This is a genomic window from Aeromonas sp. 602200, assembly GCF_049173895.1.
Classification (GTDB): Bacteria; Pseudomonadota; Gammaproteobacteria; order Enterobacterales; family Aeromonadaceae; genus Aeromonas; species Aeromonas veronii_A.
This window is the reverse complement of record NZ_JAAKSL010000002.1, coordinates 464939-477793: the sequence shown is the minus strand read 5'-3', so window position 1 is coordinate 477793 and position 12855 is coordinate 464939. Positions and strand designations below refer to the sequence as shown.

At 59.8% G+C, this 12855-nt stretch carries 15 protein-coding genes and 2 tRNA genes; 10 read left to right on the top strand and 7 right to left on the bottom strand.

Translation table 11 applies throughout. The features are described from left to right. Positions 1-202: 202 nt before the first annotated feature. Positions 203-278: transfer RNA gene (locus G5221_RS05235), tRNA-Gly, on the top strand. 57 nt (positions 279-335) lie between these two features. Continuing rightward, positions 336-409 (top strand) — tRNA-Cys (locus tag G5221_RS05230). Between the two features lie 48 nt (positions 410-457). Here G5221_RS05230 and G5221_RS05225 read toward each other — a convergent pair. Further along, a complete protein-coding gene (locus G5221_RS05225; protein ID WP_219264285.1) occupies positions 458-751 on the bottom strand; it encodes a hypothetical protein in 294 nt (97 codons plus the stop codon). Positions 752-963: 212 nt separating this feature from the next. Between G5221_RS05225 and G5221_RS05220 the strand changes: the two genes are divergently transcribed. The 8 genes from G5221_RS05220 (at position 964) to G5221_RS05185 (ending at position 6664) form a co-directional block, all read left to right on the top strand. After that, positions 964-1164: a YbfA family protein gene (locus G5221_RS05220; protein WP_005334863.1), complete on the top strand. Its 201-nt coding sequence runs from the start codon at positions 964-966 to the stop codon at positions 1162-1164. Positions 1165-1589: 425 nt separating this feature from the next. Then, positions 1590-1853: a DUF2282 domain-containing protein gene (locus G5221_RS05215; RefSeq protein ID WP_005334862.1), complete on the top strand. Its 264-nt coding sequence runs from the start codon at positions 1590-1592 to the stop codon at positions 1851-1853. A 72-nt stretch (positions 1854-1925) separates the two neighbouring features. Next, positions 1926-2774 (top strand): DUF692 domain-containing protein, encoded by an 849-nt coding sequence (locus tag G5221_RS05210; RefSeq protein ID WP_227342163.1) that lies wholly within the window; start codon positions 1926-1928, stop codon positions 2772-2774. Further along, the gene (locus G5221_RS05205) at positions 2767-3519 is read left to right on the top strand and encodes a DNA-binding domain-containing protein (RefSeq protein ID WP_216953114.1); all 753 of its coding nucleotides are present in this window, start codon (positions 2767-2769) and stop codon (positions 3517-3519) included. The genes G5221_RS05210 and G5221_RS05205 overlap by 8 nt, the downstream gene beginning before the upstream one ends. Then, entirely contained in the window at positions 3516-3959 is a 444-nt protein-coding gene (locus G5221_RS05200) for a DoxX family protein (RefSeq protein ID WP_158112124.1), read from the top strand. Before G5221_RS05205 ends, G5221_RS05200 begins: the two co-directional genes overlap by 4 nt. Positions 3960-4056: 97 nt before the next feature. Then, on the top strand, positions 4057-4536 hold the full coding sequence (locus G5221_RS05195) for a GNAT family N-acetyltransferase (RefSeq protein WP_227342164.1): 480 nt from the start codon (positions 4057-4059) through the stop codon (positions 4534-4536). 91 nt (positions 4537-4627) lie between these two features. Then, on the top strand, positions 4628-5929 hold the full coding sequence (locus G5221_RS05190; protein ID WP_088868722.1) for a methyl-accepting chemotaxis protein: 1302 nt from the start codon (positions 4628-4630) through the stop codon (positions 5927-5929). Between the two features lie 180 nt (positions 5930-6109). After that, positions 6110-6664 (top strand): DUF3332 domain-containing protein, encoded by a 555-nt coding sequence (locus G5221_RS05185; protein ID WP_266134266.1) that lies wholly within the window; start codon positions 6110-6112, stop codon positions 6662-6664. A 58-nt stretch (positions 6665-6722) separates the two neighbouring features. Here the strand turns inward: G5221_RS05185 and G5221_RS05180 are convergent, their stop codons facing one another. From G5221_RS05180 to G5221_RS05155, 6 genes are all read right to left on the bottom strand, one after another. Further along, positions 6723-7781, bottom strand: a complete 1059-nt coding sequence (locus tag G5221_RS05180) for an FUSC family protein (protein ID WP_042054492.1) — start codon at positions 7779-7781, stop codon at positions 6723-6725. Between the two features lie 62 nt (positions 7782-7843). Then, positions 7844-9607 carry a bifunctional molybdopterin-guanine dinucleotide biosynthesis adaptor protein MobB/molybdopterin molybdotransferase MoeA gene (locus G5221_RS05175; RefSeq protein ID WP_266134265.1) on the bottom strand — a complete coding sequence of 588 codons (1764 nt, stop codon included), beginning with the start codon at positions 9605-9607 and terminating at the stop codon, positions 7844-7846. Further along, the gene (mobA, locus tag G5221_RS05170) at positions 9604-10248 is read right to left on the bottom strand and encodes a molybdenum cofactor guanylyltransferase MobA (protein WP_266134264.1); all 645 of its coding nucleotides are present in this window, start codon (positions 10246-10248) and stop codon (positions 9604-9606) included. The genes G5221_RS05175 and mobA overlap by 4 nt, the downstream gene beginning before the upstream one ends. Then, positions 10220-10915 (bottom strand): energy-coupling factor ABC transporter ATP-binding protein, encoded by a 696-nt coding sequence (locus tag G5221_RS05165; RefSeq protein ID WP_005362120.1) that lies wholly within the window; start codon positions 10913-10915, stop codon positions 10220-10222. The genes mobA and G5221_RS05165 overlap by 29 nt, the downstream gene beginning before the upstream one ends. Before the next feature lie 34 nt (positions 10916-10949). Further along, positions 10950-11651 (bottom strand): ABC transporter permease, encoded by a 702-nt coding sequence (locus G5221_RS05160; RefSeq protein ID WP_019446238.1) that lies wholly within the window; start codon positions 11649-11651, stop codon positions 10950-10952. A gap of 123 nt (positions 11652-11774) precedes the next feature. Continuing rightward, positions 11775-12617 carry a substrate-binding domain-containing protein gene (locus G5221_RS05155; RefSeq protein WP_266134263.1) on the bottom strand — a complete coding sequence of 281 codons (843 nt, stop codon included), beginning with the start codon at positions 12615-12617 and terminating at the stop codon, positions 11775-11777. Positions 12618-12855 lie beyond the last annotated feature (238 nt).

The following is a 12855-nucleotide window of genomic DNA, read 5'->3' as shown; positions in this document are numbered from 1 at the left end:
GAACGAAAGCGTAATCATTTCAACGACTTTATCCCAAATTCGCTTGGTGGGTCACAGCTGGCTGGAGAAAAATGCAGCAAGGCGTTTAAACCCTGAGCAAACAGTCTGCATCAAGGCTTAAATTGCGAAAAAGGGGTTGTGCTGGCGCTCGTGGTACGTATAATGCGCCTCGTTGTCAGGCAACTGGCACGAAAGCAGTAACGCGGGAATAGCTCAGTTGGTAGAGCACGACCTTGCCAAGGTCGGGGTCGCGAGTTCGAGTCTCGTTTCCCGCTCCAATTTTCCATCGCACCAACGATGGAACTCAATTTCAAGACAATCAGTCTTGTCAGCATGGCGCGTTAGCAAAGCGGTTATGCAGCGGATTGCAAATCCGTTTAGTCCGGTTCGACTCCGGAACGTGCCTCCATATTCTCTCTGTTTATCTCAATCACCACTCTTCGAGTCTGAGCCTTGGTCAGTATCCTTGCTGTACCAGTAACTGTTCGCAGCCAGCCTGTTTCCACTCGCGCTCGAGATAGTGGCTCACATCCGCCATTTTTTGCCCCCGATATTGAAACTGCACCTCGGCACTGTGCTGGTTGAGATCCGCAATCCGTTGCTTCAGTGTGCCGCATTGCCACAGGCTGACCGTGGGCACGCCCCGTTCGGCCAGCACGATGGCATCTTCCCGATTCAGTTGCCACTCCTCCAGTTGTGCCCGTGTCAGGGCAACCATCAGCACCAGCAGTGCCACTTCCGGCAGTTTCATGCGTGTCTCCCTACTGCATGTTTTTCCCCTGATAACTGTGGCAAAGCGCACGATTTTTGCAAGTTTGTTAACTGTTGGTTAATGACGTAACCCGTTTTCAGTATTTCCCGTTTTTCACCATTTTTTTATAAAAAAATGCGTTGGTGATGTAGTAATCCTACATGGAGTGGGGTAATCTTTGCTCAGTGGTCTTACCAGTAAGGAGTTACATCATGTTTCATCCCTTTTCCCTGACTCAGATTATTCTTCGTCGCATTTATGTATTGCTGGTGGGCATTCTGGCTTTCCCCGTGATGCTGTTTCGCAGCGATCGTGCCCGCTTCTACAGCTATTTGCACCGGATCTGGAACAAAACCAGCACCAAACCGGTGTGGCTCAAAATGAGCGAGCGTGGCGAGCGGATCTTCTACTAAACCCCATTCGCACCATGTGCAAAAAGAGACAGCCAAAGCTGTCTCTTTTTTTATCTGCTTGCCGCAACTCCTGGTCCCCATTTGTTTGTTGTTTGTTTCTTGCAAGTTGCATCCAGCCCTGCCTGTTGGCGGTGCTTTTTTATGTCTGACGCATCTCTTTTGATGGAAGCAGTGAAGAAGATTAACGGGATGAAAGCATCAAACGGCACTCTTTTTTGTTCATAAAATGGTGGTCGGCAAGAAATTTTCAATGATGAAATAGCTGTTTAAAATCAATTGATTGAGTGTTTGCCTTTGGGTTTTTTAACTCTTTTGGTGTTTTTTTTTGAAAGGGAATATCCCGTTTGCCGGTTCTATTGCAGGTACCCGGTTGCGACAAATCGGGGATATCAGCAACATCCAACGACATCAAAAGGAACATGAACATGAATGTTAAAAAAAGCACTGCTATCGCCTCCGCCATGACCGGTCTGCTGGCGCTGGGCGCCCAATTTATCGCGGCGCCAGCCATGGCTGCCGATGAAAAGGAGAAGTGCTACGGCGTGGTCAAGGCCAGCAAAAATGACTGTGCGACCAAGAGCAGCTCCTGCGCCGGTACCGCCAAGGAAGATGCTCAGGGTGATGCCTTTGTGGTGATGCCCAAAGGGCTGTGCGAGAAGCTGGTCGGCGGTTCGCTGCAACCCAAGTAAGAGACATCGGGCAGGGGATGGCCAATGGGTCGCTCCCTGCATCTTCTCTGGTTGGCGAAAGCGAGTCTTGCGATGAACCCTTTGATTGGTATCGGATTACGCACTCCCCATTACGATGAGATCCGGCAAACCCTGCCGGCAGTCGGTTGGCTGGAGGTGCATAGTGAAAATTACTTCGAACGGCACAGCCAGGGTTTTCAGGTGCTCGCCGAGCTGGCGCAACACTACCCCGTCAGTCTTCACGGCGTTGGCATGTCCCTCGGTTCTGCCGATCCGCTCGATCCGCACCATCTGCAGCAGTTGTCGACACTGGCTGCGGCGATCAAACCGGTACGGATCTCCGAACATCTCAGCTGGGGCAGCATTGGCGGGCGTTACTTCAACGATCTGCTGCCGGTGCCCTATAACCGCGCCTCTCTGCGCAACATGAGCGACAAGATCCAGCAGGTACAACAGACCCTGGGTTGCCGCATGTTGATTGAAAATCCCTCCTCCTATCTGCAACTGCCCGGGGAGATGAGCGAGTGGGAATTTCTGGCCGAGCTGCAGCAGCGCAGCGAGTGCGGCATCCTGCTCGATCTCAACAATCTCTATGTCAGTGCCTTTAACCACGGTTTCTCTTGCGATGAGTATCTGGCGGCGATCGATCTCGCCACCGTCGGGGAGATCCATCTGGCCGGTTATACCGAGAAGCTGCTGCCGGAAGGCTCCCTCTATATCGATACCCACAGCGCCCCTGTGGTGGAGCCGGTCTGGGAACTCTATCGCCAGATCTGCCGCAAGCAGGCCATTCCCACCCTGATTGAGTGGGACCTCGAGATCCCGCCGCTGCCGGTCTTGCTGGCAGAGGCGGCGAAGGCCGGCGCCATTCTGGATGAGGCGCGTGCCATGAGTGCACCACGGGAGGTGGCCCATGGCTGAACTGGCACAGCTGCAACAGCACTTTGCCGATGGTCTGCTGGGGGCGCCTGACGCCATTTCCCCTCACATCAGCTCCCGGCTCTTTTCTGCCGAATCTGTGCTGCAGGTCTATCGCAACCACTTCATCCTGAGCCTTGGCGAGGTGCTGGCGAGCAGTTATCCCGCCGTCAAGGCTATGGTCGGGGATGACTTTTTTGCAGCGGCGGCCCGTGGCTTCGTATTGGCCGAGCCGCTCAGGGAAGGGAGCGTCATGCATTATGGCGCCGGATTTGGCCAATGGTTGGCCCGCTTGCCGACTACAACCGGGCTGCCCTGGCTGGAGGCGCTGGCTCAGTTCGAATGGCAGCTTGAGCGTGCCAGTCTGCTGCCGCTGGAATCACGCTGCTGGCCAGCCGAGCGTCTGGCCGCATTATCGCCGCAACAATGGGAGCGGCTGCGGCTGTTGCCAGCCACGGATCTGCTGCTGGTTGCCAGCGATTATCCGGTGCTGGCCCTGTGGCAGATGGCGCTGCACTGTGGTGAAGCGGTGGAGGTGCTTGATGCCCCCGTCTGGTTGGCACTGAAGAAACAGCCGGATTGCCGGGTTGCCCCCTTGCCCCTGACGGCGGGTGAGTGGGCGCTGCTACAGGATTGTCTCGCTGGTACGGCGCTGGTCGATCTGCTTGCGGCCGACCCTGCGGCCAGTGAACATCTCACTCGCCTGATAACCCTTGGTCTGCTGGTGGATATGGAGGTAATGCCATGATGGCAAACAAATGGCTGGCGCTGGCCAGCTCGAGTGGTGATTTGCCGCGTTGGAGCAGTGCTGGTGTGCTGTTGTTGGCGCGGCTTTGGGTCGCCTCGGTTTTTATCACTTCAGGCTGGCTCAAGCTGACGGCGTGGGATTCCACCCTCTATCTGTTTGAATCCGAGTATCAGGTGCCCCTGCTGCCCTGGTTGTGGGCTGCTTATCTGGGTACGGCGACCGAGCTGCTGTTGCCGCTCTTCCTGCTGGCGGGGCTTTTTACTCGCCCGGCCGCCTTGCTGCTGTTTGGCTTCAATATCATGGCGGTGATCTCCTACCCGACCCTCTGGGCGGGTGGCTTTTACGATCACCAGCTGTGGGGCTGGATGCTGCTGATCCTTATCATCTGGGGCGGCGGTGTGCTGAGCCTGGATCACTGGCTGACACGTCGCAGCCATTGATTTATCAGTGATTTCCCCAATGACAAAGAGCGCCACAAGGCGCTCTTTGTCATAATGACGGCCGGCGAAATTTCCCATGAGAGAAAAGGAGCAGCCAATGATCATTCGTCAGGCAAGGGCCGCAGATATTCCCACACTGGTGGCGCTGCGCATGGAGCTGTTTTGTGAGGTCGGTGAGTTGGTGACGCCACAGGCAGACCCGGCCTTGTGGCAGGCCACCCTTGACTACTTTACCCGGGCGATGAGTGAAGAGAGGGCTCTATCCTGGCTGGCTGAGGCCGATACGCAGGAGGGCGGCAAACAGATCGTGGCGGCAGGGACGCTGGCATTGTTTGAACGGCCGCCCTATCCCGGCAATCTGGCGGGGATGGAGGGGTATCTGCTCAACATGTATACGCGGACACAATGGCGCCAGCAGGGGATCGCCACGGCGCTGCTCGATGCCATAACGGCCTTTGCCAGATCGCGTCAGCTGGGAAAGGTGTGGCTCCATGCCAGCGAGCAGGGGCGTCCACTCTATGAGCGGATCGGCTTTGTCGCCAATCCGGCCTATCTGGAGTGGGATCTGGCACCTTAATCGATGGGACCCCGTTATCCCTCTGCTTTCTCGTCTAAAGTTCATGCAGATGTGATGTAGTTGTAAACAGGTAACAGAGGGGCAGGGCAAGATGTTCAACTTCAAACTCAAAGCGGAATTACAAGCGTGTCAAATGCAGTTGGCCCAGGCCCAGGCATTTATTGATGCAGTAAAAGTCGGTGTCGCTACCATCAGTTTCACACCAAGTGGCGAGATCCTCGAGGCGAACCCGCTGTTTCTGAGTGTGGTGGGCTATAGCGAGCAGGAGGTGATTGGTAAACACCACCGGATCTTTTGTGATGCCCACTACGCCCAGTCATCCTCCTATGCCCAGTTTTGGGAACAGTTGCGTCAGGGGCATTCCCACAGTGGCATCTACCAGCGCATTGACAAACATGGCAGGGAGTTGTGGCTGGAGGCTACCTACTTCCCGGTCAAGGTTGAGGGCAAGGTGGTCAGGGTCGTCAAGATAGCCTCCGATATCACCGAGAGTTATCAGCAGTTGAGTCGTCAGAAAGCGATCATCTCGGCACTCGATCGGGCACTCGCCATTATCGAGTTCACCCCCAAGGGGGAGATTGTGACGGCCAATCAGAATTTCCTCTCCTGCGTCGGTTACTCCCTTTCGCAGCTCAAGGGGCAGCATCACAGGCTGTTTTGCGATGAGAGCTTCTATCACGAGCAACCTCACTTCTGGGACGATCTGGCCCACGGCCAGCTCAAGTCGGGGCTGTTCAGTCGTCGTGACAGCCACGGCAACGAGATCTGGCTGGAGGCTACCTACAACCCCATCAAGGATGAGAGCGGCAAGGTGGTCAAGGTGATCAAGTTTGCCAGTGAGGTGACAGAGCGGATCAAGCGCGCCCAGGCAGTGAGCGAGGCGGCCAACATAGCCCAGACCATTTCGCAGGAGACCACCCGCTTTGCCGAAACCGGGTCTGAACTGCTGGCGGCATCGGTTGCCATCTCCAGCGCCATTTCCGAACAGGTGAGCCGCACTTCCGGTCTGATTGGCCAGCTCAATGAGCAGTCGAAAAGCATTGAAGCCATCGTATCGACCATCAGCAGTATTGCCGAGCAGACCAATCTGCTGGCCCTTAACGCCGCCATTGAGGCAGCCCGGGCCGGCGATCAGGGGCGCGGTTTTGCGGTGGTGGCCGACGAAGTACGTCAGCTGGCTGCGCGCACCTCCCTCTCGACCGGCGAGATCGCCAGCGTGGTTCAGAAAAACCGCGAACTGACGGCCCAGATCACCGGCAACATCAATGAGGTGGCCACCAGTGCCCAGCGTGGCAAGGAGCAGATCGGCGAGGTGAGTGGCGTGATGTCACAGATAGAGCAGGGCGCCATCAATGTGACCGAGACAGTCTCCAATCTGGCCATCGGCTCCTGACGGTTATTGGTTGTTGAACGAGGCACCGAATGGATGATTATTCCATCGGTGCTTATTTATTGCTCACTTGGCACGCCAATCTGAACTCTTCCTGTATCACCCCGCCATTGTGAATTGTCCTCTTCTGGCCCCTTGATTAGGCTTGCCGCCTCATTTATTTCAGAGTAGGAACAGAACACGATGGCATTACAACAGAAGGGGCGGGCAATGGCCCTGCTGGTTATGGTCGCGAGCATGGGTCTGGGCGGCTGTATGGGGCAGATGGGGCTTTCTGGCATGGTCACCAAGGGCAACCTGAGCGTGGTGGATAACCGCTACGCTCGTGCCGGGGTCTTTATGCTGCTCGCCCCTGTCTACGGTCTGGCCGCGACCGCTGACCTGTTCGTCTTCAATACCATTGAGTTCTGGTCTGGCAAGAACCCCATCACCGGCAAATCTCCGGCTGTGGTGGACATGAAGGCCAATCCGGTGATCAAGGTGAACCAGCATCTGGATCCGGCCCTCAAGACGGTGCCGCTGGCCATGCTGCCACAAGGGGTGCGTGAGGTAGAGATCAGCTACCCGGACGAGCATACCGCCCAGATGGAGGTGCACTATCTGGATGGCCGCCGCAGCATGATGCGTGGCGAGAAGCGTGGCGAGTTGATGGATATCTACTTCGATGGCCGCTTTGTCTCTACCCTGAGCCGTGCGGAGCTGGAGCAGATGAGCGAGAACGCCCGCACGGCGGCCTGATCATCAGTGCCTATGCCGACAGGAACGCCCCGCCACTGCGGGGCGTTTTGCATTGGGTTTAGTCCGGCTGCTTGCGATGGGGCGGGGTGAGGATCAGCCCCAGCAGGCGGCGCAGGTGGGTGAGCTGTTCGGTCAGCTGGACGTTGAGCCAGAGGTAACCATTGATGGCTGCCTCTGCGTTGGGCGGCAGCGATACCTGGGTTGCTACCTCGTGCAGGCGGGCGATGGCGGCATCCGCGCCACGCCCGTCACCGGTTTGCATCATCAGGGCAAGCTGGTTGATCGCCTCCTCGGTGGCCAGATGGCAGGCTTGCAGCGCAGCCGTGCTCTGCATCAGAAAGTGGCTCTCCCGATCGTTCCAGTAGGTGTTGGCCAGCATCTCAAGAGTGCAGAGGGTGTTGCGCATGGTGACCTGCACCGCATCAAACAGGGCGACGCTGTGGCGTGTCTCCTTGGCTGCAGGTGCCAGCAGGGCCCGCAGTTTGCCGGTCTGTGCCAACAGCTGGGAGAGATTGTGTTTGAGCCGCGGGCGCTCCAGCACATTGGGGGAGAGGTGAGTGTGATAGAGCCGCCCCGACTGCTGCAGGATTTGGTGCAACTGCAGGCGCCAGTGGCTATAGGCCCGCTGGGGATAGATGCTGCAAAAGAGCAGCGCCAGCAGGGAGCCCAGTATCACGTCGGCACTGCGCCACAGCGCCGTCTCTATATCCCCCGGCATGGCCCCCATGGTGACTCCCAGGGTGATGCCGATCAGCAGCCCCACATAGGGGCGCTTGCCGAGGGCCAGATAGCCGCAGAGGAACATGATGCAGCCGCACCAGATCAGGGTAAGCGGTAGCGAGTAGATCTCGAGATAAAGCGCCACGACCCCGCAACTGGCGCCGAAGATGGTGCCCACCACCCGCTGCAGGGCGCGGGAGAGCACATTGCCCCAGAACGAGATGGGGCCCATCACCACCACCAAGGTTATCAGCGGCCAGGTGCTCTCCGGCAGTTTCAGCTCGCGGGTCAGCAGAAAGGTGAGCATAAAGGCGAGCGCAATGCGCAGGCCATGGACGATCCGGTAGCGGCCATAGACCAGCAGATCGAGTCGGGAGAGGGGGGCATCAAGACGCACGGTCTGCCTCCTATCAGGTGGGGGACGGGGCGCCGTGCATCCGGCCAACGCCCCGTCGGGATTTAGGCCAGTCGTCCCTGCAGGGGGTGGATCCAGACCCGCTCGCCAACGGCGATCCCGGGTTGATCCGGTACGATTTCAATCAGGCAGTTGGCATCGGCCATGGAGCTGAGAATGCCGGAGCCCTGTGGCCCTGTGGTGCGCACCCTCAGCTGGCCATTACGGTCCTGATGGAAGATGCCGCGCAGAAACTCGGTGCGCCCCGGGCGGCTCTTCATCTTCTCGTCTGCCAGTGCCGAGAGGCGCAGCGGCTGCCACCGCTTGCCTTGCAAGAGGGCGATGGCGGGCTCGACAAACTGCAGCACGCAGATCATCGCCGCCACCGGATTGCCCGGCAGGCCGAAGAAGGGGGTCTGCCCCAGCTTGCCAAAGGCGAGCGGGCGGCCCGGCCGCATCTGGATGCGCCAGAAATCGATCTGGCCGAGCTCCGCCAGCACCAGCTTGATAAAGTCGGCGTTGCCCACCGAGACCCCGCCGGAGCTCAGCACCAGATCGGCGCTGGCGGCGGCCTGCTCAAGCTGCTGGCGCAGGATGGTCTTGTCATCGGGAATGATGCCAAGGTCCATCACCTCGCAACCGGCGGCGCGGATAAGGGCCATCAGGGTAAAGCGGTTGCTGTCGAAGATATGGCCGGGGGCGAGCTGCTCGCCCGGCGCCTGCACCTCGTCGCCGGTACTGAACAGCGCCACTTTCAGCGGGGTGCGCACCGTGAGACAGGCTTGACCGAGTGATGCCGCCAGCCCCAGCTGGGGGGCACCAAGCCAGGTCCCGGCCGGGATGGCGACCGCACCCTTGGCGAGATCTTCCCCGGCGAGGCGCACATTCTGTCCCGCCCGGATCGGGGCGGTGACCGTGACCCACTCCCCTTCAATCAGCGTCTCTTCCCGCATCACCACAGTATCTACCCCGGGTGGCAGCGGAGCGCCGGTCATGATCTGCACCGCCTGACCGGCCAGCACAGGCTCGTGGCGCTGCTGGCCCGCCAGCACTTCCCCCACCAGTTGCCAGCGACCGGCGGCGAGATCGTCGCTGCGAAGGCCAATGCCATCCATCGCCGAGTTGGCGTGGGGCGGCACATTGATGGGGCTTATCAGATCGGCGGCCAGCACGGCGCCGTGGCACTGGGCCAGCGGTTTGTCGCTGCAGGCCGTGTTCGGGGTGAGGGCCGCCAGAATGGCATTGCGGGCCGCCTCGACCGAGAGAAAGCCCTTGCCCGCCTCCGGCTCCTTGCTCTGGCAGCCGTCAAGCCAGCGGCAGACGAAGTCGGCGATAGCCGCCAGATCGTTGATATCGAGTCGGGGCAGGCTTGTCTGCTGTTGTTCGCCACTCTGTTGGGGCTGATCGCTGGCCAGCGCGATGATGTCGCCGTCTTCGGGGAAGAGCAGCGGCTTGCCAATTTCGGCGCGGTGCAGCTCGATTTTCGGGAAGTGTTCGTGCTTGAACCCCTCTACCAGCAGCAGGTCGAGTTCACTCTGATCAAAGCTTGCCAGCAGCTGGCGAAAGTCGGCTTCGGCCAGTTCCGTCTCAATGATACGGGCATGACGACGACGGGAGGCGACCATCATCTGCTTGGCACCCGCCTTGCGCAGGCGATAGCTGTCTTTGCCCGGCTGGTCGATATCAAAGTCGTGGTGGGCGTGCTTGAGCACCCCGATGCGCAGGCCACGATCCACCAGCAGGGGGATCAACTGCTCCAGCAAGGTGGTCTTGCCGGTGCCGCTCCAGGCGGCGAAGCCTAGCAGGGGAAGAGTGGGGGCCGGGGTCATGAGGTGACTCCTTGTTGGGGGTCGATAGCCGGGGCAAGCAGACGGGCCTCGTAGGCGGCCAGTTCGGCAGGGCTATTGAGATTGATAAAGGCATCCGGCTGATCGGCAAAGCTCACCACCGCCATATTGTGGCGGGCAAACCAGATATCGATTTTGCGCTCTCCCTCTGCCAGCGCGGCGGTGAGGGAGGGGAGCAGGGATTTGTGCAGCAGGGCTACCACGGGTTGCAGCCAGTCGCCATCGTGGGCAACTACCAGCTCGGTATCCGGGGTCAGGGCGGCGCGAAAGCGGCTCATCAGATCCAGCGGCAGGGCGGGGCCATCGCAGGGGACAAACAGCACCCAGTCGTGACGGGCGGCAGCAAGACCTGCTTGCATGCCCGCCAGCGGGCCGAGATAGTCGTTGTTGTCATCGCTGATGACCTGGGCCAGCGCCTGATAGCGGGCCTGACTGCGGTTGGCGTTGATCAGCACCTCATCCACCTGGGGGCGCAGGCGCGCCAGAACGTGGTCGATAAGAGGGCGTCCCGCCAGTGCTACCCATCCCTTGTCTTCGCCCCCCATCCGGGTGGCGCGGCCTCCTGCCAGGATCACTGCTGATACGGCAACGGGATCAGAGTGGCTGTCGCTTTTTGAAGTCATGTCGCTCGATGATTTTTAAAGGGGTCGTCTCTTGCAGCTGGCCACGGGCGAGGGTCCATTGCCGCTCGCACAGGTCGGTCAGGGCGTTGCTCTGGTGGCTGATGACGACCAGGCCGCTGCCATGTTCCCGCAGATCTTGCGCCAATGCGGCCATCAGGGCAACCGAATGTGTGTCCAGATTGGCGGTGGGTTCATCCATCAGCAGAAAGGCCGGTTGCAGCGCCCAGGCGCGGGCCATTGCCAGCCGTTGCCGTTCGCCACCCGAGAGAATGCTGATGTGCTCCCGCGCCAGCCCCTCCAGCTCGACCCGGCGTAGCGCCTCGAACACCCGGATCTCGCTGCCGAGCTGTTTATCGAGCGCCCAGGCCACGTTGTCGTGAACTGTGCGATCGAACAGATAGGGGGTCTGGTGCAGATAGGTGACCCGGCCCGGCCCCAGATCCCGCTTGAGCAGCCGGTTGAGCCGCTGCTGCCAGCGTCCCGGCAGATTGGTGTGGCCGCGGGTGGGGGCCAGCAGCCCCGCCAGGATCTTGAGCAAAGTGGTCTTGCCTACCCCGTTGGCTCCGTGCAGCCAGATGGCATCCCCCGGTGCGATGGCGAGCCGGTCAATCTCGAACAGCTGGCGCTCGCCAAAGCGCATCGTCAGCTGGTGGGCGGTCAGGGCCATGGGGTACTCCTGTTGGTACACAGTGGGGGCATGGTCAGTTCTTCAGATAGCTGTGGCCGCGACAGGCCGTCAGCAGCAGGTTGAGCAAGAGGGCGAGGGTGAGCAGCACTATGCCGAGCGCCACCCCTTGGGTGAAGGCCCCTTTCTGGGTCTCCAGCGCGATGGCGGTGGGGATATTGCGGGTAAAGTGCAGGATATTGCCCCCCACCATCATGGAGCAGCCCACCTCTGTGACGATGCGGCTGAAGGCGCCGATGATGGCGGCCAGCAGACCAAAACGGCACTCGTGCATCAGGCCGATCAGCGCCTTGGGCCAGGAGACCCCCAGGGTCAGGGCGGTCTCCCAGGCGCGCCGGTCACTCTGGACAAACGCCGCATGAGCCATGGTGGCGATCACCGGAAAGGCGATCAGCATCTGCCCCACCACCATCGCCTGCTGGGTAAAAAGCAGCTTCCAGTCGCCAAAGGGGCCGGCCCGCGACAGCAGCATATAGAGCAAGAGGCCAATCACCACGGTCGGCACCGATTGCAGGGTATTGATGCAGGAGAGCCAGAGCCAGCGGCCGGGCAGCGGCAGATAGGCCAGGGCAAAGCCCAGCAGCAAGGCGGGCAGCAGCACCAACAGCAGGGCGATGCAGGAGACGGAGAAGGAGACCCCCACCACCTGCCACAGTTCGGTGTCACCACTGAACAGCAGGGCGAGAGCCGCCAATGTCGTGTCGATCAATGTCGGCATCAGACCTCTCTCTCATCGTGCAGGGCGAGGGCCGTCAATACGGTCGTGTCGAGCAGGGTCGGCATCAGGCGCCTCCCTCAGCGAACCGGGGGAGGGCCATCAAGGTCATCGCAGGGGTTGCCATTATTTCCCGTTGGCATCCGCTACAAACAGCGCCTGACCCGCCACCTTGAAGTCGCCGATCAGCTTCTGGCCATGCTCGGAGATCAGCCAGTTCTTCAGGGTGCGGGCCCCTTCGGTGTTGAGATCCGGGTAGCGCTTGGGGTTGACCAGGATCACCTGATAGGGGTTGAACAGGCGCTTGTCACCCTCCAGCAGTACGGCGAGATCCAGCTTGCTCTGGTAGGCGAGCCAGGTGCCGCGGTCGGTCAGGGTGTAGGCACCCAGCTCCGAGGCCATGGTCAGGGTCGGGCCCATCCCCTGGCCGATGGATTTGTAACCGGCAAACTCGGGTTTGACGTCAGCCGCCTGCCACAGGGTCTTCTCCTTGATGTGGGTACCGGACTCGTCACCGCGGGAGATAAAGGTCTGGCCCTGCTCCTTGATGGCTTGCAGCCCCTTGGCCGCGTCGTGCAGTTTGCCGAGACCCGCCGGATCTTTGGCCGGGCCGACGATGACGAAGTCGTTGTACATCAGGTGTACCGGCTCGATGCCAAAGCCCGCATCGACGAACTTCTTCTCGGCAGAGGGGGCGTGGGTCATCACCAGATCCGCGTCGCCGTTTTCGCCCATCTTCAGGCTCTGGCCGGTACCAGCCGCCATTACCTGCACCGGATAACCAGTCTCCTTGGTGAACTGGGGCAGCAGCCAGCCCAGCAGACCGGACTGCTCGGTGCTGGTGGTGGTGGCGAGGCGGATCGGCGCTTTTGTGGCATTAGTATCCGCTTCGGCGTGGGCAGCACCGGCGATCAGCAGGCTGGTGGCGAGGGAGAGGGCAAAACGTTTGAGGCTGGTTTTTATCGTCATCGTGATGCAACTTTTTCAGGGTGGCTGAGGAGAGGGCAAGAGTAAGCAAGCAGGGTGCCAAACCGTTCCTTTGCCGCTGCATTCACGGTTTGCCGTTTAAAAACAGAAGCTTATTAGAATCAATTAGGTGAGCTTGTTATCGCTTTTAATAATTGGTGTTGGTGCTTTTGATACGGTAAGGACAAAATGTCCCACTAAGGTTCCGGTTATCGGGACATTCACCGACCGTACGTGCATC